The sequence below is a fragment of the Terriglobales bacterium genome (assembly GCA_035691485.1).
Lineage (GTDB): Bacteria > Acidobacteriota > Terriglobia > Terriglobales > Acidobacteriaceae > JAIQGF01.
The window spans coordinates 100076-125350 of record DASSIZ010000013.1 but is presented as its reverse complement, the minus strand read 5'-3'; the positions used below and the strand labels follow the sequence as shown (position 1 = coordinate 125350).

The window sequence follows — 25275 nt, the reverse complement described above, 5'->3', positions numbered from 1 at the left end:
TTTATTCCAGGTCGCGCCAGTTCTTGCCGACACCGATTTCCACCAGCAGCGGAACCTTGAGCGGTTGTACCTGCTCCATCTGCTCGCGGACCAGGGCACGCAGGATTTCTGTCTCCTCTTGCGGCGCCTCGAAGACCAGTTCGTCGTGCACCTGCAGCAGCATGCGCGATCGCAGCTGGCGCTGCCGCAGTTCGCGGTCGATGCGGATCATTGCGATCTTGATCAGGTCGGCGGCGGTGCCCTGCAGCGGCGTGTTCATGGCGGTCCGCTCAGCGAATCCGCGCAAGTTGGAGTTCTTGCTCAAGATATCGGGAATCGGCCGCACGCGCCCAAACAGCGTGCTCACCTTCTGCTCGCGCCGCGCCTGTTCGACGGTGCGGTCGAGCCAGCGCCGCACGGCGGCGTACTTCTCAAAGTACGCCTCGATGTAAGCCTTGGCTTCTTTCGGCTCGATGCCCAGCGTCTGCGACAGCCCGAAGGCGGAAAGCCCGTATACGATGCCGAAGTTCACCACCTTGGCGCGGCGGCGATGCTCGGAATTGACCATCAGTGGCGGCACGCCGAATACCTGCGATGCGGTCAGGGTATGGATGTCGTCGCCGCGGCGGAAGGCCTCGACCAGCAGCGCGTCTTCGGAGAAATGCGCCAGCAGCCGCAACTCGATCTGCGAGTAGTCGGCGGCCAGCAGCACGCATCCCGGCTCGGCGATGAAGGCGGCTCGTATCTCGCGCCCCAACTCAGTCCGGATGGGAATGTTCTGCAAGTTTGGATTCCTGGACGACAGCCGCCCGGTCGCGGTGTTGGTGGGATCGAACGTGGTATGCAGGCGGCGCGTGCAGTGGTTGAGCAGTGCCGGGAGCGCGTCAACGTAAGTGGACTTCAGCTTGGAAAGCTGGCGGTATTCCAGCACCAGCCGCGGAACCTCGTGCTCCGCCGCCAGGTCCTGCAGCACGTCTACCGCGGTGGAGATGGTCTTGCCCTTTCCGTACTTCACCGGTTTCGGCAGGTTCAGTTTGTTGAACAGCACGTCCCCAAGCTGGCGGGGAGAATTGATGTTGAACTCCTGGCCGGCAAGCGCGTGGATCTTGCGCGCCACCGACTGGCAGTCGCGGTCCAGGCGCTGGGACATCTCGGCGAGCACATCGCAATCGATCTTGACTCCGGCATCTTCCATGCGCGCCAGCACCGGCACGAGGGGGAGATCGATCTCCGCGTAGAGTTTCTTCAGCCCCGCCTGCTCCACTTTTTCGACCAGGGAAGACGCCAAGCGGCCGGTGATGTCGGCCGCTTCCGCCACCGACCCGCTCAGCTTCAGGTTGAAGTGCCGCAACGCCACCTGCGCCAGTTCGTGGTTGGAGTACGTCGGATCGAGAAGGTAGGAGTACAGCATCGGGTCGTGCTCGACTGCCGAGAGCCGGACCGCGTGGTGCAATTGATCGGGCCAGCCCGAGAGCGCGTGCAAGGCGGCCTTGTAATCGTGAATTGCCTTGGGAGTTTTGGGATCGGCGAGCGCCTTCTTCAGCCGCGCCGACGCCGCCCCGTCATCGAGCGTGATCGACAGCGCCTGGCCCGGCGCCGCGGAGATGGCAAGCTTGTCCGCCTTGCGCGCTTCCGGAACGGCGGCGGTGAGCGGCAACGGCGCCGTTTCGTCCTCTTCGACTTCCTCCGGCTCGGCGGCGGGCGTGTTCGCCCGACCCGCCTCCACCTCCACGGCGAGCGCCAGCGGCGCGTCTTCGCTCAGCGCTTTCAGGACCCGCTCCACATCGGCGGCGGATTCCGCTTCGCGGTAGTCGGTTTCGCCAAGCTCGACGCCCGAGGGCAGAAATTCCTTCAACAGCGCGTTGAATTCCAGTTCCGTGAACAGCTCGCGACAGGCGGCGGCGTCCGGATCGACGGCGCGCATCGGCTCCAGTTCGAGCGTGACCGGCACGTTGGCATCGATGGTGACCAGCCGCTTGGACCAGAGAATCTGCTCGCGGTAATTCTGCAGCGATTCGCGATAGCTCTTTTTTTCGACTTCGGCGGCGTGTTCCAGCGCGTTCTCCACCGACCCGAAGCGCCGGATGATGTCCACCGAACCTTTGTCGCCGATGCCGGGAGCGCCGGGAATATTGTCGATCGTGTCTCCGCGCAGCGCCATGACGTCGACCACGCGCTCCGGCGGCACCCCCAGTATTTCTTCCACCTTGGCGGCATCGCACAGCAGGTTATCCTTGGGTGGATTCAGAACGCAGATCTTTTCGTTGACCAGCTGCAGCATGTCCTTATCGCTGGAAACTACGTAAACGCGGTGCGCCTGCTCCGCTGCCTGGCGGGCAAGAGTGCCGATCACGTCGTCGGCTTCGTAGCCCGGCATCTCGAGGATGGGAATGCGATACGCCTCCAGCAGGCGTCGGATGTAGGGAATCTGCTGTGCCAGGTCCGCCGGCATCTCCACTCGCTGCGCTTTGTATCCGGCATACTCGATGGTCTGGAAGCTCTGTGTCTTGAGGTCGAACTTTCCGACGGCGGACATCTGCGCCGCCTGCTGGTCGCGGAAGGTGGGCGCGGCCACGTCGAAGACAGCGGCGCGATACTCGGGCGCAAAGTCCTTCACCAGCTTGAGCAGCATGTTGGTGAAGACATAGGTGGCGCTGGTAGGAATGCCGGTTCGGGTCGACATCGGCCGCTGCCGCGCCATGGCGTGATAGGCGCGGAAGATGAACGACATGGCATCAATCAGGAAAATGCGTGGCTTCGCGACGGTGTGGCGCGTGTCTGCGACCCGGGTCTTCTCCGGCGCGGACACGGGCTCGGCCACGGCAATCGTGGTCTGCTCTGCATTCTTCGTGGATTTCCTGCGTGCGGGCAACAGTTCAGTTTACCAAGAGATTGCCGGAGGCCGGAAATCCGCGGTCGGGGTGGAGCGTTCAAAAAACGCGGCAGAGGTTTTTAGAGGAAGAATCAAGATCCGCGTTCCTCTGCGTCCATCTGCGGCTGATTTCCTTGCCGGCTAGCGTTTTTTTCCGTACTCGGTGGTGTAGCTCAGCTTGATTTCGCCGCAGGTGCCTTGCGCTTCCGAATAGACAACGCAGGAATCGAACGGTTTCGAATAAATGTGCAGGCTGACCGCGCGGTGATTGAACTCGGGCGGGTTGTACACCTTGTGCACCGGTTCGGCCGGATCGACCGCGCAACATTGCGTGGGGTTCATCTCCTCGATGTCGGTGGGCTCGATCCGGCATCTGCCGGCCGTGAGGTCTTCTGCGATGGTGCGGTAGTTCTGTACCAGCAGGCGCCCGATCGGCACCGCCATCCAGCAGTTCTGCTGATGGTGGTTGTGAATGGAACTGCCCTGTCCCACCTCCCAGCAGATTGCCACCAGCTCAAACAGCGCCGTTTTGTCGATCAGGTTGCGCGTGTAATGCTGGCGGTCCCAGTGCAGGTAGGGCGCGAGCGTGTCGGGCGCCACCGGATGCGCATTGAGAAAGCGCTGCAACTGTGCCGGCTCCAGGAACGCGGATTCGGGGAACTTGCGCAGTTCGCGGATGAAGTGCTGGATGGTACAGGTGGTCACCGCCGGTTGCGTGCTCATCGGGCGTCCTCTCCCCCAGTTCGTCCCTATTCTGCCATATCGGTCCCGAAGGTCGTAAAGTATCAGGGGTTGCCGGAACACCAGACGCGACAGGAGCAAGCCATGACGCCTACGAAACGGTTGCTGCTGATCAGCAATTCTGTCCAGCACGGGCATGGATACCTGGACCACGCCGAAGCGGAGCTGCGCAGTTTTCTCGGCGGAACGAAGCGCGTACTGTTCGTGCCCTACGCGCTGCTCGACCGTGATGGCTACGCGGAGACGGCGCAGGCGCGCTTCGAGCGGATCGGCTGCGCGCTGGAGTCGATCCATCGCGCTCCCGACCCGCGCAAAGCCGCGGAGAAGGCGGAGGCCGCGTTTATCGGCGGTGGCAATACCTTTCGCCTGCTCAAAACGCTCTACGAACACCGGCTGCTCGAGGTAATCCGCGCCCGTGTTGAAGGCGGCATGCCGTACATCGGCTCCAGCGCCGGGTCGGTGGTCGCTTGCCCCACTATCAGGACCACCAACGACATGCCGATTGTGGAGCCGCCAAGCCTGACGTCCCTCGGGTTGATCGCGTTCCAACTCAATTGCCACTACTTCGACGCCGACCCGAACTCCACCCATATGGGCGAAACGCGCGAGGTCCGCCTGCGCGAATTCCACGAGGAGAATGAGATGCCCGTCGTAGGAATTCGCGAAGGGTCCATGCTGCGCGTGGAAAAGGGCCTTGTCGTGCTGAAGGGAACGACCGGAGGGAAAGTTTTTCGCCGCGGCGAGAGTCCGTTTGAAATCGCGCCAGGAAGCGTGGTGGACCCATTCAAGGCATCGGGAGCGGCGCTGTGAAGTCGCCGGGGACGCTCCTGTTGCGGCGCCGCGAAGTGGCGCAACTGCTCTCGCTCGATGATTGCATCGTTGCTGTCGAGGAGGCGTTTCGGCTGCGAGGCGAAGGCCGGGCGCCGTCATCGGGCACCCTCTCCACGCACTTTCCGGGCGGCGGCTTCCACATCAAGACATCCATGGACCCGACCCATGCCTACTTTGCCGCCAAGCTGAATGGAAATTTTCCCGCCAACCCGGAGCGCTTCGGTCTGCCCACGATCCAGGGGGTGATCATGTTGTGCGACGCTGATAATGGATCGCCGCTGGCGGTGATGGATTCGATTGAGATCACGATCCTACGCACGGGAGCGGCAACCGGGGTGGCGGCCAAGCGAATGGCGCGCGCGAACTCAACCGTGGTAACGATCTGCGGCTGCGGCAACCAGGGCCGCGTGCAACTGCAGGCGGTCACGCGCGTCCTGCCCATCCAGCGAGCCTATGCGTTCGACCGGGACGGGCGCGCGGCCGAGTCGTTTGCGCGAGAAATGTCGTCCGCGCTGGAAATGGAGGTAACGCCGGCGGCGGATGTGGGCGAAGCCGTGCGTGACAGCGATGTGTGCGTCACCTGCACGCCGAGCGAGGTGTTCTTCGTGCGACGCGACATGGTCAAAACCGGGACCTTCATCGCCGCGGTCGGCGCCGACAATCCGTACAAGCAGGAGATCGAGCCAGAATTGCTGGCGAGTGCGCGCCTGGTGCTGGACGATGCCCAGCAGTGCGCTTCCATGGGCGAGCTGCATCATGCTATCGAGCGTGGTCTGAAGGCGCGAGAGAACCCGGAGGATGCGGAACTCGCCGAGGTCGTCGCCGGCAAAAAGCCCGGCCGCACCGGTGATGACGAGATCACGATCTTCGACAGCACCGGCGTGGCGCTGGAAGACGTTGCGGCGGCTGTAATGGTCTACGAACGAGCGCTCTCCGCGGGCGCGGGACACAGAGTGGAACTTGCTGCCTGACCGGGGTGAGATGATGAAAATCTCCGACGCTGCGCCCAGCCCGCCGCTCGCGCCTCTCGGTTCGTTTCTCCTGTACTTCCTGAAATTGGGGACCATCGGCTTCGGCGGACCCATCGCGCTTGCCGGTCACATGCAGCGCGACCTGGTCGACGAGCGCGGCTGGATTTCCAAACAGGAGTATCTCGACGGCCTGGCGCTGGCACAACTCGCGCCCGGACCCCTGGCGGCACAACTGGCAATGTATCTCGGGTACGTGCGCGCCGGCATTCTGGGCGCAACCCTGGTCGGCGCCGTCTTCATCCTGCCCTCCTTTCTCATGGTACTGGCGCTGGCCGCCGCCTACGTGCGCTTCGGAGGACTGCCGTGGATGCAGGCAGTGTTCTACGGCATCGGCGCCGCAGTGGTCGCAATCATCGCGCGTTCGGCGGCCAAGCTCGGCAAAACCGTGCTCGGAAAAGACCGCCTGTTGTGGGTGATCTTCGCCGCGCTCGCCGTATCTACCGCTGTCACCAAGCGCGAGATTGCGTGGTTGTTCGTCTTGGGCGGCGTGGTCTCGCTGGCGGTAAAAGCGTGGCCGCAGCTGCGCGCCGCACGGGCAACCCTACTGCTGTTGTTTGCGCCTGCGATTCCGGCCTTTGCCGGCGGGCAGACCTGGCAATTGTTGCTATTCTTCGGCAAAGCAGGATTGTTCGTGTTCGGCAGCGGGCTGGCCATCGTGCCCTTTCTGCACGGCGGCGTGGTGCAGCAGCACGCCTGGCTCAACGAACAGCAATTCCTCGACGCCGTGGCGGTGGCCATGATCACCCCCGGCCCGGTCGTCATTACAGTGGCGTTTATCGGTTACCTGGTCGCGGGAATTCCGGGCGCGTTCGCCGCCGGCGCCGGCGTGTTTCTTCCCGTGTACGCCGTCGTGCTGCTTCTCGGCCCCTACTACCACAAGATTGCCGGCAACACCTTGTTGCGTGCCTTCGTGCAAGGAGTAACAGCGGCGGCGGTCGGCGCCATCGCCGGCGCGGTGGTGGTGATCGCTCGAGGAGCGGTGCGCGATCTGACCACGGCGATCATTGCCGCCGTCACCCTGCTATTGCTGTTGAAATGGAAACTGCCAGAGCCGGCCATCATCGCGGCAGCTGCCGTAGTCGGATTGCTGCTCTATCCCGGCGCGCGCTGAACAACCTTGGTATCGGCGCTCATGCGTGGCTAGTCCGATTTCTTGTAGCTTTCCAGCAAGGCAGCAGCCCGGTTCAGCGCGTTCGTCAACTCCTTCAACTGCTGCGCCGCAACCGGCGCGTCATTGCGCTGAATGGCTTCGTTGACCCCGGGAATGGTGGAAGCCGAGTAGCCTTTCAAATCGGCGGGAGCGTAAATCGCATGCCGGAACCACGGGCGCCGCGGCAGCCCGGCGGGCAGCAGCAGCGCGCGCTCGGTGGCGAGAAGAATTTTGTTCAGCCGGTCCAGGTCCTCGGGCGCCGCCGTCCGCGCCATCGAGTTCAATGCGGCGGCGGCGCGCGCAAAACCGCGGCATGCGGCCAGCGCCGGCTCGAAGTCTGGCGCCCCGTCGCCTAAATGCGCTGCCGCCGACTTCTGCGCGCTCGCCAGGTAAGTCTCGATTTCCTTGCCGTACGCTTCGTAGTCATACGGCAGCAGGCCGGCTTCGGCCATGCGCAGCACCTGCAGGCCGTACACGCGCGCCACTTCCTGGGTATAAACAAAAGTCGTGTCCCCGAATTTCTTGTACCAGGCGAAATTGTCGAAGGCGGAGTGATACACGCCGTAGGGGCCGCTGGAGCGGATGTCAGTGGCGGGCACTCCGGAATGATCGAGGAAGGCGGTGAAGTCGGAGCCGCTGCCCAGGTTTCCTATCGTCGTTTCCGATGACGGCGCGCCTTCCTGCGCATTTTCGCGACGCGCCGCGGTCCGCCACGCGTCGTACAGCGTACCGCCCTTGGGACTGGGCACGACTTTGGTGATGTCGCGCAGGAATCCGCGCAGGCTCGGCACCGCCGAGGCGCGGAACTCCGGTCCCGACGCGCCGGTGTCGACGTTGAAATACGCGGCGGCGCTCTCCAATTCTTTTTCGTGTTGCTCCACCCACTCCGTGGACCCGATCAATCCCTGCTCCTCGCCGTCCCAACTGGCGAAAATCATGGTTCTTTTGGGACGCCAGCCGTTCTGCAGCAACCGCCCGATACCGCGCGCCGCCTCCAGCATCGCGGTGGTGCCGCTGATTGGATCCACCGCGCCGTACACCCACGCGTCACGATGTGCTCCGGCGATCACCCACTCGTCGGGCCAGCGCGTGCCGCGAGCGCGCGCGATCACGTCCCAGATGTTGCGGTAGGCGTAATCCTGCTTCAAGTGCAGCTTCACTTTCACCGGTCCCGGTCCCAGGTGATAGGTGAAGGGCAAAGCGCCCTGCCACTCGCGCGGCGACTCGGTTCCGCGCAGCGCTTGCAGGATCGGAGATGCATCGTGATACGACAGGGGCGTGGTCGGGATCTTGGGAATGTCGGGCGAAGATTGCGGACTGACCCGCTTGGCGTCCGGCGTGGATGGCCACCCCGGAGTGGTCGGGTCCCCCGTATGTTCGAAACCCAACTCGATGGTCCCACGCTGCACGCCTGTATCCGGCCGCCACGGACCAGTGGGATAGACGTCGCCACGAAAATATCCGTCGTCCATCGGGTCGGAATAGATGAGCATGCCGGCCGCACCGATCTCCTGCGCGATGAAGGCTTTCACCCCGCGAAAATTTTCCCCGTAGCGCACCAGCACGATCTTGCCGCGCACGTCCACCCCGAGTTCCTTCAGCTTGTCAAAGTCTTCCGGACGTCCGTAGTTCGCGTACACCACCTCCGCCTCGAGATCGCCCGACGGCGAATAGGCGCTGAACGGCATCACCACCCGCGGATCGTCCTGGAAGGGATCGCCGGGCACGTGTTCGCGCGTGGGACCGTGCATGATGACGCCGGCGGGGGTGACTGCGTCCACGCTGACCTCCGCCGGATAATTCATCCACACCTTGTACTCGACGATTTCCGTTTCGAAACCCCACTCGCGGAACTTGCGCGCCACGTACTCTGCCGTCTTGCGGTCCCCCGGCGTGCCCGCCATGTGCGGCTCCGCGGTCAGAATCTTCATGTGCTGCTCGGCGTGGTGCGGGTCGGGGACGGCGAGGAACTGCTGCTCGAGGGTGCGCTCGGCGACGGGGGCCGGCGGCTTCTGCTGCGCCTGCGCGAGCAGTGCCGTGGCGAACAACAAGGACAGAAGTATTGAGTTAAAACGTCGCATGGTTCCGCAAAATCAATCTTGGAGTGTAACGGGAATCCGTGCCCATGCAAAACGTTAAGCATGCCGGGGGTGGTGGTTCGGGCTGTCGGCCTCACCAACTGCGTGTCGGCCTCGCCCTTCGACTCCGCTCAGGGCTCGGGCTGAACTGTTTCGCTGGGTTGTTTCCCCAAGGCTTACGCCGTTGGGCTGATACATCGTGCCGGGCTCGCTGCGCTCGCGCTGAAGGCAAAATGCAGGCCGCTCGTTGGTGTGGTTTTTTTCGGTTTGCGATTCTGCGCCACGCTCACGCGTTGGGCTGCGAAGCATGCCTGGGGTGGTGCGCTCACGTTGAAGGCAAAGTGCAGGCCGCTCGTTGGTGTGGTCTACGAAATAATCCCCAGCCGCTTGCCTACCCGCGCCAGAACCTCCAGCGCTTTGTCCAGTTCCAGGCGCGTGTGGGTGGCGGTCATGATGGTGCGAATGCGCGCCTTGCCTTCGGGCACGGTGGGGAAGGCGATGCCCGTGGCCATCACGCCGTCTTTGAACAGCTCGCGGGAAAACTCCATCGCCAGCCGGCCTTCGCCGGTAATGATGGGCGTGATCGGGGTTTCGCTCTTCGGGGTGTTGCGGCCGCCGATATCGAAGCCGAGGTTGCCGAGTTCTTTCTTGAAGTAGCGGGTGTTCTCCCACAATTTTTCGATGCGCTCCGGTTCCTGCTCCAGCACCTCAAATGCCGCAATGCAGGTGGCCGCGACCGAGGGCGGGTGCGAGGTCGAGAACAGGAACGGACGCCCGCGGTGATAGAGGAACTCAATCAAGTCGCGAGTGCCGCAGACATAGCCGCCAAGCGCTCCGATGGCCTTGGAGAGCGTGCCCACCTGGATATCGACGCGGCCGTGCACGCCAAAATGATCGATCGTGCCGCGCCCATTCTTTCCCAACACGCCCGAGGAGTGGGCATCATCCACCATCATGATGGCGCCGTATTTCTGTGCCACATCGCACAAGGCCGGCAGCGGCGCGATGTCGCCATCCATGGAAAACACGCCGTCGGTGATCAGCAGCTTGCGCCCGGCCTCTTTCGCCACCGACTTCAATTGCTCCTCGGCGTGCGCCGTATCCTTGTGGCGGAAGACCAGGATTTTTGCCCGCGAGAGCCGCGCGCCATCGATGATCGAGGCATGGTTCAACTCGTCGGAAATAATGAAATCTTCTTTGCCCAGCACCGCCGAAACCGTGCCCGCATTCGCCGTAAATCCCGACTGGAAGACGACACTGGCTTCCACGTTCTTGAAGCGGGCAATCTTTTCCTCCAGCTCCATGTGAACCTTCATGGTGCCGGCGATGGTGCGCACCGCACCGGACCCCACGCCGTACTTGCGGGTCGCCTCCAGTGCCGCCTCGCGCAGCTTGGGGTGGGTGGTCAGGCCGAGGTAATTGTTGGAGGCCAGGTTGATGACGTGCTTGCCGTCGAAGGTGCACTCCGGCGCCTGCTCGTCCTGCAGGACCCGCAGGTGGAAGTACGTGCCCTTGTTCTTCAGCTCTGTGAGTTCATCGGAGAGATAGGAGAGCGGGTTGGTGCGGGTAGAAGTCGGCATGAAGCCCCCAAGAAAAGCAACCGCGGATCTACGCCGATCGAACAATCAAGAATGACGAAGGCAGAATTAAGAATCAACGATCGTAAAAAATTCAAAAATTCTGCATTCTTAATTCTTCATTCAGCGCGCCCCATTGGGATACAGCAGGATCTTGCTGGCCTCGCCGGTCTTCAACCGCTCCATGCCCTTGTTGAAGTCCTTCATCGCCAGCTTGTCGGTGATCACCGGGTGCAGGTCGAGCTTGCCCGCCTTGAGCAGCGCGGTCATCTGGTACCACGTCTGGTACATGCGCCGGCCGTTGATGCCCTGCACGGTGATGCCCTTGAAAATGATGTCTTCGGAAAAATTCAGCGCGATCGGCTTCGAGGTCAGCCCCAGCAGGGATATGCGTCCGCCACGGCGCACAATGTTGAACGCTGTCCGGATCGCTTCCGGGTGCCCGGCCATCTCGCACACCACGTCCACACCGACGCCGCCGGTCAGGTCCATCACGATCTGACGCACGTCTTGCGTGGAAGGATCGAGCACGTAGTCCGCCTTCATTTCCTTGGCGATCCTGCGCCGGTACTGGTTCACCTCGATGGCGAACACCTGGGTCGCGCCGCACGCGCGTGCCACCGCGATGGCGAATAGCCCGATGGGGCCGGTGCCGGTGATCGCCACCGTCTTGGCGGCGATTTCACCCGCCAGCACGGTGTGGACCGCATTGCCCAGAGGGTCGAGGATGGACGCATATTCCTGCGGGATCGCCGCGTCAAGCTTCCAGATATTCGACTCCGGAATGACCACGTATTCGGCGAAGGCTCCGTTGGCGTCCACGCCGAGAATTTTCACGTTCTGGCAGATGTGCGCTTCGCCGATCCGGCACTGCAGGCACTTGCCGCAGGCCACATGCATCTCGGCCGAGACGAAGTCGCCCTGCTTGACGCTGGTGACCTCGTCGCCGTAAGCCACCACGGTGCCGCAGAATTCGTGCCCAGGAATCAGCGGCGGATGAATGCGGCCGGCGGCCCAGCGGTCCCACTCGTAAATGTGCAGGTCGGTGCCGCAGACGCTGGCGACGTTGACCTTGACCAGCACGTCGGTGCGCCCAAACCCGGGAATTTTGACCTCGCGGATTTCGGCGCCCGGCTTGGCCTCCGGCTTCATGACCGCCTGCATCGTGTCCGGCATGGAATCCTCGGCGCGCAGCATGAGCGCGCGGAAACTGTGGGCAAACTCATCATTTTAGCATGCATAAAAGGTTCTGCCGCGCGCAGGCTATGGCACACCCGCCCCCGCGTGTGCGGTACGTCACATTGAGATCCGCGGCACTTGGCAGTATCGAGAAACTAATCAGACTGGATCTGCACCAGGTCCGGCGCCTCGTTGGGCGAGGGCGGAATGGCGGTGATCTTCTGCGGGGCACGGAAGTAATCGAGGTAGGAGACCTGGTGTACGCACGAAACCGTGCAGTGCGGGGCGCAGCTTTTTTCCGTGTAGTATTCGCGGCGGACGTCGGCCAGCGTGTACTGCATCAGCGGCTTGGCCGGGTAGCCGCGCTGTTGCGAGCAGTAGTGCACCAGGCCGTCTTCGCAGATGTACAAGTACCTTCCGCCGGCGCGGCAGCGCCACTGGTTGGGGCGGCCGTTAGCGATGTTGTCCTGGAAGCCGTTGATGCGCGAGTAGCTGCCCTTTTCCAGCTTCTTCATCTCGTGGTACACGGCGCGTTCCACCGGATCCAGCGGCTGCAGTTGACCGTCGCCGTTGTGAATGATGCCGACGGTGGAGGTGAATCCCAGCTGCACTGCGCGCTGCCCGACCACCAGCGCATCCTGCGGGTTCTTGATGCCGCCCCCGACCACGGAATTAATGTTGACGTGGAACTCGGCGTACTCGGCGAGCAGTTGCAGCTTCTTGTCCAGCACTTTCAGGCTCTTCTTCGAGACCTCGTCGGGATTGACGTTGTCGATGGAAATCTGCAGGTGCTCCAGACCGGCGCGGTTCAGGCGCTGGATGCGCTCCGCCGTCAACAAATATCCGTTGGTGATCAGCCCGGCGATCATCCCGTGCATGCGGATGCGCCGGATGACGTCGTCCAGTTCCGGGTGCAGTAGCGGTTCGCCGCCGCTGATGGTGATGATGGTCGTGCCCAGCGAAGCGAGCTTGTCAATACGCTGGTAAATCGTATCGAGGGCCACCGGCTTGGAGGTCGCGTCGTACTCGTTGCAGTAGGCGCAGGAGAGATTGCAGCGCCGCATCGGGATAATGTGCGCCAGCACGGGATGGCGCGTCGACACCAGCGCCTTCGCGATCATCTTCCACTCCCGCGAGCGGCGATGAATCGCGTTCAGCCTGCGCCGGAATCGTACAGCGGCAGTCGGCATCCTTCTCAAACCAGCTATTACACCACGGCCGGGGAGCAACGATGGAGTGTATACAGCGAGTGGCAAATCGGTTCACCGAACGGAGCGTTTTGAGGTGCTAACCGCCTTCCGATACAAAGAATTGAGCGCGCTGCCCGCGTCGAGCGAGACGGCGCGCCCGGTACTCGGTATCCGCTGCTCAACTACTCCTTCGACGCGGTTTCGGTCTTCTTTGCTGTCGGCGGAAGCAGGCCGTTCAGGCGCAGGTACATGGACGCCATCCCGTAGTGGTCGGCCCATCCGTTGGTCAGACCCAGCAGCGCCGCCGCCTTGGGCCCCTTGTGTCCGCCAAACAAGCTGACTTCCTCACCCAACTGCGAGTCTTTCACGCCCTTGAGCGCGGTATCGCAATAAGTGAACGAGTCCTTCATCGCTGTGACCAGCTTTTCCTTCGAGTCTTTCTCGCTGACCGTCATCGCGGGTGGCGCCTGCGTCGTCAGCTTGGAGCAGTAGAATTGGTTACCCTTGGCGATGTGCTCCACCAGCTCGGCAAAGCTCATCTGCTGCGGTGTCGGCTTGTAAGAGTACTTGTCCGCCGGCATCTCCTCGGCCGCTGCCGTCATGTTCTTGGCCTGCCGGTCGATCATCGAGCGCACGCTGTCGCTGACCGGATTGGAATTCGACTGCTGCGCCAGCACCACGGCCGCGCACAGCAGCACTAGCGCGAGACACAGAACTTTTTTCATAGTTGCCTCCTCACCCGTGAGCGGCGTCAAGCATACACGTTCCCGCTGATGTCACGCCAGCCTGTGCGAAGCATCACACTCTGCGGTGCTGCGCGTCTGCTACACCAATCTGGTACATTGGACCGCCGCTGGCCAGCATGAATCCCAGTTTCGCCAAGGTTCTGTTCATCGCCGGGCTTGTTTTTGCCCTCAGCCCATGGGCCTCGCCGCCGCTGGCGCTCACTCTCGGTCTGCTCATCGGTCTCACCTCCGGTAATCCCTTTCGCGAGCAAACCCGGGCGTGGACCACTCGCCTTTTGCAGGCGTCTGTAGTCGGCCTCGGTTTCGGCATGAACCTGCAGCAGATCCTGAAGGCCGGCCGCTCCGGGTTCGTCTATACCGCCATCGGCATCAGCTTTGCCATGCTGGTCGGCATCAGCCTGGCGCATTTGCTGAAAGTGCGTCCCACGGCCGGTTTCCTGATTGCGACGGGCACGGCGATCTGCGGCGGCAGCGCCATTGCCGCGGTCGGGCCGGTGGTGGCTGCCGACGAGGAGGAAATGTCGGTTGCGCTGGGCACCGTCTTCATCCTGAATTCGATTGCCCTGCTGATTTTTCCCGCGATCGGAGCTTCGCTGCACCTGACCCAGTCGCAATTCGGGCTGTGGGCTGCGCTGGCGATTCACGACACCAGTTCCGTGGTCGGCGCCGGAGCCAAGTACGGCGTGGTCGCGCTTGCCGTTGCCACCACCGTCAAGCTGGCGCGCGCTCTCTGGATTGTGCCCATCACCCTCGGCGCCGCCGCGGTCAAGCGGCGGATGGATGATCGGCGAGCACCGGACAACGCGGTCTCCATCCCGACCAAAGTGCCGTGGCCCTGGTTCATCCTGCTCTTCGTCCTGGCGGCGGTGGCGAACTCATTTGTACCCGGCGGCGCGCCCGCTTTCCACGCGCTGGCGCGGCTTGGCATTGTCGGACTTACGGTGACACTCTACCTGATCGGCAGCGGCGTCTCGCGCGCCACCCTCAAGCAGGTCGGCGCCCGTCCCCTGATTCAGGGCGTATTGCTATGGATGATTGTGGCGGTGGTTTCGGTGGCGGCGATTCGCGCCGGTTGGGTGGCCTTGTAACGGCGGTCATGCAGGCTTCAGGATGCTGTACAACAGCACGGCCAGCACGATCAGAGTGATAAGCACGTAGCGGTAATCGCGCTCCTGCAAAAATCCGAACGCGGAAAAAATCACGCGCGCGATCGGCGTGGCGATCAGCAGCAGCAGCCCGGCCTGAATGATGCCCGCCGGATGTCCGGCTGCGGCAGAGCGCACAATCCCCGACAGACTGCGCAGGTTCTCCGGTTCGCCAAGGAAGGTGCGGTAATCCGCCTTCTCGCCACCGTACTTCAACAAGTACAGAACCCCGCCAGCGAGCACAACCGCCGCCGACGCGGCCACCCCTATGCGCAGCAGGTTGCCAATGATGATCTCCAGCCGTGCATCGCTCCAAGCGCCGGTGTTGGTATCCGTCTCCGCCGCCATTACAGCCTCCCGGTGACGCCGTTGAAGATCATCTCAATTCCCAAGGCGACGATGACGGCGGCAAACACATAGCGCAGCAGCCGTACCTTGGCCCGCATCAGCACCCTGGTCCCGACGAGCGATCCGGCGAGCACACCGAGCATCACCGGCATGGCCAGCGCGGGATCGATGTAGCCGTGCCGCAGATATACACCCGCGCTGGCGGCAGCAGTGACGCCGATCATGAAATTGCTGGTGGTGGTGGAAACCTTGAACGGCATGCGCATCGCCTGGTCCATGGCGAGCACCTTGACCGCGCCGGAACCGATGCCGAGCAACCCGGAGAGCGTCCCGGCGCCGAACATCAGGCCGAACCCGGCGGGGACATTGGTGACCGCGTACTCCTGCCGGCCGTCCGCAACCGGATAGTTGCCGTTCATGCTGAGCAGGCGCGCACAACGATCGGAAGATGTCGCCAGGTGGTCGCGTTTCTCCCGCGCCGACTGAAACGCCGAGTACAGCAGCATGAGCCCGAAGATGACGCCGATGGCGGCGGTCGAGACCCGCTGCACCAGCAGCGCGCCAACGATCGCGCCCAGCGTGGTAGCGATCTCCAGGAACATGCCGATGCGAATGTTCGAATATCCCTCGCGCACGTAGGCGGCCGCCGCGCCGGAGGAGGTCGCGATTACCGATACCAGCGATGCGCCCATCGCGTAGTGGATATCCACCTTGAAGAACAGCGCCAGCAGCGGCACCAGGACGACACCGCCGCCCAGGCCGGTCAGCGCCCCGAGAAACCCGGCGAGGAAGGAGCCCATGGCGACCAGGATGGTGAAGACGAGAACAGTCATCCGTGCGAAGAGAATAGCGGAGTTTGCTGTCGAGTCAACATTCGGTTACCTCAGCAGCCATGTGGATGGTCTTCGTCCTTTCATTGGTCACAGCATTGTGGATCGAGGCGCAGCGCCTCGGGAGCGCTTTTCCGATATGGTGATGATGATGAATCCGGCGATGCAGCCCAGCACGCCGCCGGGGACGGCGCCGAACCACAGCGAGTACATCATGTTGACCGGCACTCGGGCGGCGCTCATCACGATGACGCTCAGGATTCCAAGCAATCCTCCCAAGGCAAATCCCAGCATGGCAAAGGCGATGGTCACCAGCGCGACACGAAACAGCAGCTTCACGGCGGCGGTAAAGCTCACATTGAACTCGGACTCGGCTGGGTAGCCGATGCGTCAGAACCGCGCTTGCGATATTTCTTCATCGCCAATACGAAGCAGGCGGCAAACGCGACCGCGCTGAGCGGCAGGCCGACGCCGCGGAACAGCCCGATGGGCGCAAGCACCACATCGGGCGCTTGGAGCGGGGCGTTGGGATCGTGCAGCTTGGCCAGCACCATCAGCACGGGAATGGAGATCATCATGAAGAATGAGAAGAACAGCGCTGCGCCGGCGAGAGCCAAAGCCAAGCTCTTCAGGATGGCGGTCACCGGTCCATTCTAAGCCGCGGGAACGAGCCATATGAGAAATACCAGGATGCCGGCTCACAGTTCTGATTACCAATCACTTGGGGATATTCGGGGAATTTGTGCAAAAACAACAGCAGCCGACCCGCCATGAAGGTCATCAAAAAAAAGGTCGTTCCGTTGTCGATTTTGCCAATCCTCGTTCGATCCACCCGTGAAGCCAGGCCGAGTAGTTCAAAGCCTGCAAGAACCTGGTCTAGAAACCACCCGAAGGATAAGGAGACGTTGAGATGAGCACAAAGCCGACCTACGAACAAGGACAACTCCACCTGCAAATCTTCGAGCAGCGGCGTGAAGCCAGGTTGCGCCAGGCCCGCGATTGGTTCTTCAAGAACTACTTTGCGGACACATTCGAAGAGGCCATGCGGATTGCCCCCATGGGAAGCGAAGCCGGCACCAACTGGATGATGGTGGCGAGCTACTGGGAGCAGGCTTGCGCCTTCCTGAATTACGGTTTGCTGCACGAAGACCTGTTCTTCGAGACCAGCGGCGAATTCTACGGCGTATGGGAGCGCATCAAGCCGACGCTGGCCGAAGGCCGCAAGCGGTTTGCCAGTCCACAGTTCCTCGCCCACCTGGAGAAGGCGGCCGACCGCTTCGAAAAATGGACCGAAAGCCGCTCCCCCGGCCAGATTGCCGCCATGCGCCAGATGATGAAGCAAATGCGCGCGCAAGCAGGTAAAGCGGCATAAGAGCATGATGTCCGTAATTGGACGTCAACCATAATTTGAGCCTGCGATCACGGATGCAATAAGCCTTCCTGGATCGCAGGCTGTTTTTCGTGCTGGAGACGCGCAATCAGAAGTTTCTGCCAACGCACCAGGCCGGCAACACAGATGGCGAAGAAGATCACGTACAGCACGGCGGTGAGATAGAGCGACTTGTAGAGGTAGAGCGCGACGTAGATGACGTCGGCGGCCATCCACAGCCACCAGTTCTCGATGATCTTGCGCGCCAGCATATATTGCGCGGTCAGGCTGATGGCGGTGGTCAGCGAATCCCAGAAGGGCACGGTGCTGTCGGTAAAGCGGCGCAGCAGGAACATCAGTACAGCCGTGGACGCTACGGTCGCCAGCGCCAGCGCGGGAATATGGTTCGATCGAACCCGGCTGACCGGCAACTCGGAGCGGTTGCGCCCGCCGTGCAGCCAGCTCCACCAGCCGTAGACGGAAATGGCGACGTACACCAGTTGCAGGCCGCAGTCGGCATAGAGCTTGGCGCCGAAGAAGACGATGATGTAGCTGACGGCGTTGACGATCGCCACCGGCCAGTTCCAGACGTTCTCGCGCGCCGCCAGCCAGACGCAGCCCACGCCGGTCACAAAACCCAGGACCTCGATCGGGGACAGGGCCATTGGCGGGCATGGTATCGCAATGCTTCGCCACCGGGATACATTACAATGACTGGGTAAGCGGGGACTGGGTAAGCGGGCAATTCCGTGGTGTGTTCCAATAGCGGTCGCACCAGATGACCCGCGCTGACTTCTTCATGGCTGAAACGACACAGGCAACTACGTTGACTCCCGCCGAGGTAATCCGGCGCGCTCCGGTTTCGCAAGCTCCCAACGGCGTCTGCTACGCCGCGATGGGAGAAGTGACGGTGAACGCCGCCGACCTGGAGCGGATGGTGGCCGCCGTCCCCAGGATCATCGCCGCGGCGCTGCACCACAAGGCGTATTACTTTGTGCCGTTGGCGGTCAGCCAGAACGACGAAACCCTGATCACGGAGCGCTACGACGTCACCCTCAGCGACAGCGCAGTCTGTCACCGCAACCTGAATATCGGCGACTCGCAGTGCGTGTTCATCTCTACCCGCCTGATGGATGACCGCTTCTCGGTGGCGTTCGAGTTCTATATCAACGTGGCGCACGCCTTCGTGGAGCAGGCAGGGGTGGCAGAGACGTTTGCCGACATGATGTGGAAGCAGGCGGAAGACCGCGTGCGCGGAGAGACCTCGCTCGATGCCTTTGAATCGCGCAAGGCGGCGACCACGCCGGGACCGCAGGCGGAGAAGGCGCGCAACGAGTACTTGACCGCCGCCTTCGCCGACGCCATCGCCATTTACATGCTGGCAATTTTTCTCGACGTCGATTACTACGACCTGCGCGAAAGAGAATATCCCTTGCTCGCCCCCAATGCCCTCGCCGAGCGGCTGAGGTCGGTGGCGGCCCTGTTCCCGCCCAACCCGGGTTTCGAATTCAACGTGTACTACAAGCGGCGCGGATAGCCCTCACAGGTCTTCCACTCTCAACTTCGTGTCGGCATCCTTCCAGGCGGCGTCGAACTGCTGGCCGACCCACTCGGCGTCGTGCTCGCGTCCTTGTGCCTGGAGCGCGCGCATCAGCCCAAACAGCGAGCGCGGATTGCGCGGGTTGCGCTGCAAATCGTCACGAAAAACCTTCTCCGCTTCCGCCGCGCGGCCCGCCTGCAACAGCTCGCCGCCGAGCGACTCGCGCGTCGGATAAAACCAGTCGGGAGGCTCGGTGTAATCCATGTCGTCCTGCAGCTTGACCGCTTCGCGCATGTGCTGGATGGCGGCGTCCTTGTTGCCCTGCGCCCAGGCGATGCGGCTCTCCACCAGATGCGCTTCGAGAGCAGGAATTATGGTTGCGTTGTTCGGTCCAGGGGCCATGGTGGGGACCTTCGCCATGGCCGGCGCGAGTTTCTGCAGCGCTTGCAGTTCTGCTTTCGCTTCCGCCAGCTTGCCCCGGCTGGCGAGCGCCAGGCCGCGCGCGTAGTGCCACGCTCCATTGCTCATGGGGAGAGCGTCGTCGGGTTGCGGCAAGGCGAGAACGTCGTCCCACTTGCGGAAGCGCACCATCACCAGCAACGGCATGAAATTGAAGCTGTCGAGCAGCGCCATTTCCTTGACGTGCGGCCCAACATGCTCCTGCACCCGTTTGGCGCCCGCGAGTGAATCCGCGTAGCGGCCGATCATTGCGTTCTCGAAAGCGATGAAGTGCAGGTTGTGGGTGTAATACATCATCGGGTAAATGCCCTGCGGCTGGGTCTCCGCGATGTAGGCCTCGTCGGCGGAGGCGGCGGCGACGTTGGTCTTGGCAGAGACTTCATGCATGCCGGTGCGGATGTAGATGTGACCTGGCATGTGCACCAGGTGGCCGGATTTCGGCGCCAAGCCGGCAAGACGCTCCGCCGACGGCAGGGCAACATCAGGATGGTTCGAGGCCTCCACGGCGTGAATGTAGAAATGGTTCGCGCCGAGATGATCGGGATCGCGCTGCAGCACCGACTGCAGGGTGGCGACAATTTCTTCGGTGCCGGGTTCCGACGTGCCGTCGTGCTTCCACAGCCTCCACGGGCGCAGGTTCATGCCGCTCTCGGCGAAGAGTGTGGCCGCATCAAGGTCGTCGGGATATTTGTTCGCCAGATCGCGCATGGCATCGTTGTAGGCAACGTCGAGCGGGTGATAGTCCTTCGTCGGCTGGTTGGTGTAGCGCCTGGCCAGCGCCTCAATGTAGTCGCGCTCGACCGCGGGGCCGTTGGCGGCGAGTTGCCGCGCTTTTTGGATGGCTTCGTAGGCCTGCTTTTCGCGTTCCGCATCAACCGGCAGGTTGTAATTCGGTCCCACGACCAGCGCGATTCCCCAGTACGCCATCGCCATGTCCGGATCCAGCTTCGCGGCCTGCTGAAAACATTTCTCCGCCTCGTTGTGGTTGAAGCCGTAATCGAGCGCGAGGCCCTGGTCGAATAACTTCTGTGCCTCGGCGCTGGCCGTCTTCACCGGGTGATGCGCCGCCCCGAAGCCGCTCTCACCGCACACCGACTTGCCGGAGCCGGCGGCGTGCTCGTGCTGCGCGAAGGCAGCGCCTGAGAGAAGAAGCACTGCGAGCGTCAATACAATTTTCAGCGTTGCGTAACGGCAGGACCTCATGTGCCATCCTCCTAAGGTGAATTTTGCGGGGAGGAATCCCCCTTGGTTTCAATTTTCTGCAACTCCCATTTCCATTGCGTCAACGGAAGTTGCTGAGCATGACGGCATCCTGTTTGTCGTTGCCGCGAGTCAGCGCCAGGCGCTTGCCGTCGCGCGAAAATGCAAAGGCGTAAATGTGGTCGCTGGTGAAGTGAGTCACCTGCCGCGGCGGAGTTCCCGCCATCGCTTGATACCACAGATTGTCGACGTCGCCATTGCGCCGGGAGTAATAGAAGCCGGAGGTGTCGCGGGCAAGCTGAAAAAGACGGGCGCCGGGAGGCGCGTCGAACTCGTGCACCGGCGCGCCCCCTTCGGCGTTCATCACCACGTATTTGGGATGGTCTTCGTCATTGCCCGCCCGGCATCCGATGTACTTGCCATCGCCGGAGATGCTCGGATACCAGGGCCCGTTTTCGCCGACCACAACACTGTTGCCGCCGGAGGTGGAAACCCGCATCAACTTCCAGGCGCCGCTATCGTGGGTCAAATACAACGCCCAGGCGCCGTCGGGAGAGCAGACCGGTTGATAGTCCATGCGGCCAGAGGTCAGATCGGTTTCGCGTCCGCCCCCAATCGGAGCGCGCGCAACGTGCAGGGCATTGTGCGTCAGGCGCGAGTAGAGGAATGACTTGCCATCGCCGCAAACGCTGGCGGCGACACTGTAATCCTGGGTCGGCAGGCGGACAATGCCGGACCCATCCGGGTCGAGCAGCGCCAAATGTCCGGAATCATCCTGAACCACGATCTTGCCCTCGGGGGTCCAGTCGGCCACGTCCCGCTCCGATGATGCGCCCGTCACCGGCTGCAGCTGGTCGAAACCGGCAAGGCTGGCGATATCGCCGGCGTACACGGTCGTGGTCGCCTCGGTTTGCACTGCCACAATTCCTTTCCCGTCGTGGACGACGCTGAGCACGTCGCCATAATCGTTGAGGTCATTGGTCAGGCGAACGGGCGGGCCGGAAGTTTCGGCGCGAAAATAAATTTGCGAGCGGCCCTGCGTCTCCGGCGATTTTTCCAGCCACACTATCCCGGTTCCGTCGGGCAGCCACTGCGCTGCCGGAACCTGTCCATGCTGCGCGATTTCCCGCGCGCGTCCACCAGCAACCGGCTGCAGCAGCAACGCCCCCAAGCCCTTTTCGGTAAACAGGTCGACGGTCAGCAGCAGGGTTTTGCCATCCGCTGACCAGGAGGGCGGCACCTTGTAAAGATGCGGGTACTCGGCGACGACTTTCTCGCCATTGTCATTGACGTCGGCGATTAGAACCCGGTCGCGCCCGCCCACTTCGCGCAGGAAGGCAACCTGCCGGCCGTCGGGCGAGAGAGCAACACCGGTTGAGGTGTTGCTGATCACCACGCGCGGCGCACCCCCGAGTGACGGAATCACGTATACCGATTCCTGCGCCTTCCCCTCGGCGCGAAACGCGTAGTAGAGGTAGTTACCGTCGGGACTAAAGGCAAGATCGGAAAAGTCGCCCTCCTGCGGTTCAACGACGCGCGTCTCGGCGCCGGTGGCGACCTGCTTCACCCAGAGAGCGGCGGTGTGGGCGTCATGGCGCATCATGGCCAGCCACTTTCCGTCCGGCGAAATAGCGGCATCATGCACGTGACCGTTGTCAGTCAACCGCGTAATCGTCAAGTTCTGTGGCGTAACCACATTCGGCCTGGTGCGCGCGGAATAAAAATATGCCCCAAGTGCCGCGACAATGATCAGGCCCGCCGCGATGGCCGCGATCGGCCATAATTTCTTCTTCGTCGCCACCGCGGCCGGAATTGACTTGCTGCTGCGCTGCGCCGCCGCCGTGCGACCCGACTCCGTGTCGCGCCTCAAGCGCTTCAGGTCACCCCGCAGTTCGGCCGCGGTCTGGTAGCGGAGATCGCGCTCCTTCTCCAGCGATTTTTCCAGGATCTCCTCCAGCCGGGCCGGCACAGCCGGATTCACCGAGGACGCCGGCGCCGGCGTCTTGTCCAATATGGCGGCAAACATCACGGCCGTGGTTTTGCCGTCGAAGGGAAGGACGCCGGTGGACATCTCGTACAGCAGGGTGCCAAAGGAAAACAAGTCCGACCGCGGATCCAGGTCCTCTCCGCGCGCCTGTTCCGGCGACATGTAGGCGACGGTGCCGACCGCCGTGCCGGGGCTGGTCAGGCGCGGGTCCGGTGCGGAGGCGGTGACGGTCTGCGCGGCATGGCGATCCACGTGCACGGTTGCCAGCCCGAAATCCAGCACCTTCACCCGTCCCCGCTTGGTCACAAAAATGTTGGCCGGCTTGATGTCGCGATGAACGATGCCGAGCTGGTGTGCGGCGTCCAGCGCATCGGCAATCTGGATGCCCATCTCGAGCACATCGCCCACGGGCAGCGGGCCGGAACGCAGGCGCGCGTCCAACGTCGTGCCATCCAGCAGCTCCATGGAGATGAAGTGGCGGCCGTCGTGGTCGCCGACTTCATAAATCGTGCAAATGGATTCGTGATTGAGCGCCGAGGCGGCGCGCGCCTCGCGGCGTAGCCTCTCCAGCGCGTGCGGGTCAGCCTCCGTGTCCCGAGGAAGGAACTTAAGCGCCACCTGGCGGCCGAGGACAGTGTCTTCCGCCGCATAAACGATGCCCATGCCGCCGCTGCCCAGGCGCGACAGGATGCGGTAGTGTGAAACGACTTGTCCTTCCATTTACGGCTGCCCCACGAAGATTGAGTCATCGTACGAGGGAGCAACGGGAACGGTCAAATGCTCGCGCACGAGGGCGTGCGCGCTCCAACGGCGATATACACGCGCGACGCGGGTGCTCGCGCAGGAGGGCGTGCGCGCTCCAACGGCGATACGCAGACGAAAAGTGAATCGGGCTTTAGTACAAATTTTCGCAGCTGCTGAATGAGCGTGCATGCGAACGGCAGCACGGTCTAATATTCCCCAAGCCTAGAGCCTTGTGCCTGGAGCCTTAGCCTCACATGATTGCCCACCTACGCGGCAAGTTGATCGCCAAGCACCCCAACCAGGCGATCGTCGAAACCGGCGGCGTCGGCTACGACGTCACCATCACGGTGCCGACCTTTTCCGACCTGCCCGCCTCCGGTCACGATGTCGCGTTGTACATCCATACCCATGTGCGCGAGGATGCGATTGCGCTGTTCGGCTTTCTGCGAGCGGAAGAGAAGCAGCTGTTCGAGAAACTGATTTCCGTCAGCGGCATCGGGCCCAAGCTGGCCATCACCATCCTGAGCGGCATGCCCACAGCGGACATGGTGAGCGCCATCCGCGGTAACGATGTCGCGCGGCTCACGCGCATTCCCGGCATCGGCAAAAAAACCGCGGAGCGCATGGTGCTGGAACTCCGCGACAAGCTGGAAGGCTTTGGCGCGGCGCCGGCGGTCGCAACCGCCACCCCCGCCGAAGAAGATGTGCTGTCGGCGCTGGTGAACCTGGGATACCAGCGCGCGGCAGCCGAACGCGCGGTCGCGGCGGCCGCACGCGGCGATAACGATCGGAGCTTCGACACGCTGTTTCGAGATGCGCTGGCGGGCTTATCGAAATAAGCCTGTCACTGCTCAACCTCCGAGCCAGCATCTGCCGGCCCCCAGCTACCATTTACCAACTACCATTTGTGTTCCATCGGCGTTAGGCTGCGGTCTGTGATTCGCCGCGGTCTGATCCTGTGTTTCGCAATTGCGATTGCGCTGCCGTTGGCGGCGGGCAAGAAGCCCAAAACCGCGCCACTGGTGCGCTTGCAGGACCAGAACGTCGAGCTGGCGGTGTTCTGGCTGCCCACTCCGGCACAGAAATGCACCAATTGGGCATGGGCGGTCGCCGTCGAGGCAATGCTGAAGTCGCAGCAGGTCACCATCAAGCAGAATGCCTGGGTGCAGAAAGCCAATTACGGCGAGGTCTGCATCGACGAAGCACCTAGCCTGGAGTCGCTCGCTAAGTGGGTGAACGGCGGCTACGTGCTCGACGATGGACGGCACGTGCGCCTGGAGTCGCACATCGTCTCCGGCGCGCCCACCATTCCCGACGACCTGATCGCGCCCCTGCGTCTCGGCCGGCCGGTGCTGCTGTTCTGGAAATCACGCGCGCTGGTGGTTCGCGCCGTCACCTACGACGAGTACATCTACCCCAACGGCCAGCGCATGTTCCAGATCAAGGAAATGAAACTTGTGGACCCGCTGCGCACCGGCAAGGAGCGCGAGGTTTCATTCGTCAACGGCCACGATGATCCCGCCGACATCGGCGGCGTCTTCCAGGTAGTGGTCGTCCCCGAAACGCATCCCAATTGGAGCGGCGAAAACCGCCCGTGGTAGGTAGTTGGCCGCTGGTCGTCGAACGGGGAAGTCTGCAGAACCAGGAGTTTCCTGAGTCAGCAGCTCCCACCCACCAGCTACGAACTACCAGCTACCTTCTTCACCTGCTGTCCCGGAGGTAGCGCGTCGCGCAGCTCGCGCACGGTCCGCTTGAAGACCGGGTGACGGGCCTCAGGCGCGATCTCGGCCAGCGGTTCCAGCACGAAGCGGCGCTCGTGCATCGCCGGATGCGGGATGGTCAGTTGCGCGGTATCCACCACCGCCGAACCGAACATCAGGATATCGAGGTCGATCACCCGGGGACCTTTGGGCTGCACCCGCTTGCGTCCCATCTCCTGCTCGATCTTCTGCAGCGCACCCAGGAACTGGCGCGGCATTTTGTCGGTTGCGACCACGACGGCGCAGTTCAGGAACCAGGGTTGGGCCAGGAAATCGACGGGCTCGGTTTCGTAATACGAGGAGACCGCGGCCACCTCGCCCAATTCCCCCAGCCGGCGCAGGGCCTCGCGCAGGTTGCCGGCGCGATCGCCCACGTTGGAACCCAGCGAGAGATACACGTTCTTGCGCATGCTCGCCCTAGTTTCCAGTTTTCGTCGTCACGGAGCAAGAGAGACACGATAGTAACTTGTTGGACAATGCGAACTGTTGTCACATGGCATAGAATCGAAGCTCAGCGCC

General features: G+C 62.6%; 23 protein-coding genes. 8 read left to right on the top strand and 15 right to left on the bottom strand.

Annotated elements, in window-relative coordinates; translation table 11 throughout:
* Position 1 precedes the first annotated feature (1 nt).
* Both polA and VFI82_02075 read right to left on the bottom strand, forming a co-directional pair.
* Positions 2 to 2851, bottom strand: coding sequence for a DNA polymerase I (polA, locus tag VFI82_02080; protein ID HET7183443.1), 2850 nt, complete (start codon positions 2849 to 2851; stop codon positions 2 to 4).
* A gap of 141 nt (positions 2852 to 2992) precedes the next feature.
* Positions 2993 to 3574, bottom strand: a complete 582-nt coding sequence (locus VFI82_02075) for a cysteine dioxygenase family protein (GenBank protein HET7183442.1) — start codon at positions 3572 to 3574, stop codon at positions 2993 to 2995.
* Positions 3575 to 3676: 102 nt separating this feature from the next.
* Between VFI82_02075 and pepE the strand changes: the two genes are divergently transcribed.
* From pepE to chrA, 3 genes are read left to right on the top strand one after another with little or no spacing between them, the layout of a single operon-like run.
* On the top strand, positions 3677 to 4402 hold the full coding sequence (gene pepE, locus VFI82_02070) for a dipeptidase PepE (GenBank protein HET7183441.1): 726 nt from the start codon (positions 3677 to 3679) through the stop codon (positions 4400 to 4402).
* Positions 4399 to 5394: an ornithine cyclodeaminase family protein gene (locus VFI82_02065; GenBank protein HET7183440.1), complete on the top strand. Its 996-nt coding sequence runs from the start codon at positions 4399 to 4401 to the stop codon at positions 5392 to 5394. Before pepE ends, VFI82_02065 begins: the two co-directional genes overlap by 4 nt.
* A 13-nt stretch (positions 5395 to 5407) precedes the next feature.
* The gene (gene chrA, locus VFI82_02060) at positions 5408 to 6565 is read left to right on the top strand and encodes a chromate efflux transporter (protein ID HET7183439.1); all 1158 of its coding nucleotides are present in this window, start codon (positions 5408 to 5410) and stop codon (positions 6563 to 6565) included.
* Positions 6566 to 6594: 29 nt separating this feature from the next.
* Here chrA and VFI82_02055 read toward each other — a convergent pair whose 3' ends face one another.
* From VFI82_02055 to VFI82_02035, 5 genes are all read right to left on the bottom strand, one after another.
* Positions 6595 to 8685 (bottom strand): M28 family metallopeptidase, encoded by a 2091-nt coding sequence (locus VFI82_02055; protein HET7183438.1) that lies wholly within the window; start codon positions 8683 to 8685, stop codon positions 6595 to 6597.
* 362 nt (positions 8686 to 9047) lie between these two features.
* Positions 9048 to 10262, bottom strand: coding sequence for a glycine C-acetyltransferase (locus VFI82_02050; protein ID HET7183437.1), 1215 nt, complete (start codon positions 10260 to 10262; stop codon positions 9048 to 9050).
* Positions 10263 to 10382: 120 nt separating this feature from the next.
* On the bottom strand, positions 10383 to 11435 hold the full coding sequence (gene tdh, locus VFI82_02045) for an L-threonine 3-dehydrogenase (protein HET7183436.1): 1053 nt from the start codon (positions 11433 to 11435) through the stop codon (positions 10383 to 10385).
* A gap of 158 nt (positions 11436 to 11593) precedes the next feature.
* On the bottom strand, positions 11594 to 12628 hold the full coding sequence (locus VFI82_02040; protein HET7183435.1) for a radical SAM protein: 1035 nt from the start codon (positions 12626 to 12628) through the stop codon (positions 11594 to 11596).
* Positions 12629 to 12810: 182 nt separating this feature from the next.
* Positions 12811 to 13353: a DinB family protein gene (locus tag VFI82_02035; protein ID HET7183434.1), complete on the bottom strand. Its 543-nt coding sequence runs from the start codon at positions 13351 to 13353 to the stop codon at positions 12811 to 12813.
* 137 nt (positions 13354 to 13490) lie between these two features.
* On the opposite strand from VFI82_02035, the gene VFI82_02030 reads away from it, so the two are divergent.
* On the top strand, positions 13491 to 14462 hold the full coding sequence (locus VFI82_02030; protein ID HET7183433.1) for a putative sulfate exporter family transporter: 972 nt from the start codon (positions 13491 to 13493) through the stop codon (positions 14460 to 14462).
* Positions 14463 to 14468: 6 nt separating this feature from the next.
* Here VFI82_02030 and VFI82_02025 read toward each other — a convergent pair whose 3' ends face one another.
* From VFI82_02025 to VFI82_02010, 4 genes are all read right to left on the bottom strand, one after another.
* Entirely contained in the window at positions 14469 to 14867 is a 399-nt protein-coding gene (locus tag VFI82_02025) for a DUF1634 domain-containing protein (GenBank protein HET7183432.1), read from the bottom strand.
* A complete protein-coding gene (locus VFI82_02020; protein HET7183431.1) occupies positions 14867 to 15700 on the bottom strand; it encodes a sulfite exporter TauE/SafE family protein in 834 nt (277 codons plus the stop codon). Before VFI82_02020 ends, VFI82_02025 begins: the two co-directional genes overlap by 1 nt.
* Positions 15701 to 15787: 87 nt before the next feature.
* Positions 15788 to 16054, bottom strand: a complete 267-nt coding sequence (locus tag VFI82_02015) for a hypothetical protein (GenBank protein ID HET7183430.1) — start codon at positions 16052 to 16054, stop codon at positions 15788 to 15790.
* Positions 16051 to 16341: a hypothetical protein gene (locus VFI82_02010; GenBank protein HET7183429.1), complete on the bottom strand. Its 291-nt coding sequence runs from the start codon at positions 16339 to 16341 to the stop codon at positions 16051 to 16053. The genes VFI82_02015 and VFI82_02010 overlap by 4 nt, the downstream gene beginning before the upstream one ends.
* A 266-nt stretch (positions 16342 to 16607) precedes the next feature.
* Between VFI82_02010 and VFI82_02005 the strand changes: the two genes are divergently transcribed.
* Entirely contained in the window at positions 16608 to 17069 is a 462-nt protein-coding gene (locus VFI82_02005; protein ID HET7183428.1) for a hypothetical protein, read from the top strand.
* 47 nt (positions 17070 to 17116) lie between these two features.
* On the opposite strand, the gene pnuC is transcribed toward VFI82_02005, so the two are convergent.
* Positions 17117 to 17731, bottom strand: coding sequence for a nicotinamide riboside transporter PnuC (gene pnuC, locus VFI82_02000; protein ID HET7183427.1), 615 nt, complete (start codon positions 17729 to 17731; stop codon positions 17117 to 17119).
* A gap of 134 nt (positions 17732 to 17865) precedes the next feature.
* On the opposite strand from pnuC, the gene VFI82_01995 reads away from it, so the two are divergent.
* Positions 17866 to 18603 carry a hypothetical protein gene (locus VFI82_01995; GenBank protein ID HET7183426.1) on the top strand — a complete coding sequence of 246 codons (738 nt, stop codon included), beginning with the start codon at positions 17866 to 17868 and terminating at the stop codon, positions 18601 to 18603.
* A gap of 3 nt (positions 18604 to 18606) precedes the next feature.
* Here the strand turns inward: VFI82_01995 and VFI82_01990 are convergent, their stop codons facing one another.
* Together VFI82_01990 and VFI82_01985 are read right to left on the bottom strand one after the other, a co-directional pair.
* Positions 18607 to 20268, bottom strand: coding sequence for a hypothetical protein (locus VFI82_01990; protein HET7183425.1), 1662 nt, complete (start codon positions 20266 to 20268; stop codon positions 18607 to 18609).
* Between the two features lie 79 nt (positions 20269 to 20347).
* Entirely contained in the window at positions 20348 to 22972 is a 2625-nt protein-coding gene (locus VFI82_01985; protein ID HET7183424.1) for a protein kinase, read from the bottom strand.
* 278 nt (positions 22973 to 23250) lie between these two features.
* On the opposite strand from VFI82_01985, the gene ruvA reads away from it, so the two are divergent.
* Positions 23251 to 23835 carry a Holliday junction branch migration protein RuvA gene (gene ruvA / locus VFI82_01980; protein ID HET7183423.1) on the top strand — a complete coding sequence of 195 codons (585 nt, stop codon included), beginning with the start codon at positions 23251 to 23253 and terminating at the stop codon, positions 23833 to 23835.
* 96 nt (positions 23836 to 23931) lie between these two features.
* Positions 23932 to 24597, top strand: a complete 666-nt coding sequence (locus tag VFI82_01975) for a hypothetical protein (protein HET7183422.1) — start codon at positions 23932 to 23934, stop codon at positions 24595 to 24597.
* A 77-nt stretch (positions 24598 to 24674) separates the two neighbouring features.
* Here the strand turns inward: VFI82_01975 and folK are convergent, their stop codons facing one another.
* Positions 24675 to 25166: a 2-amino-4-hydroxy-6-hydroxymethyldihydropteridine diphosphokinase gene (folK, locus tag VFI82_01970; protein HET7183421.1), complete on the bottom strand. Its 492-nt coding sequence runs from the start codon at positions 25164 to 25166 to the stop codon at positions 24675 to 24677.
* Positions 25167 to 25275 lie beyond the last annotated feature (109 nt).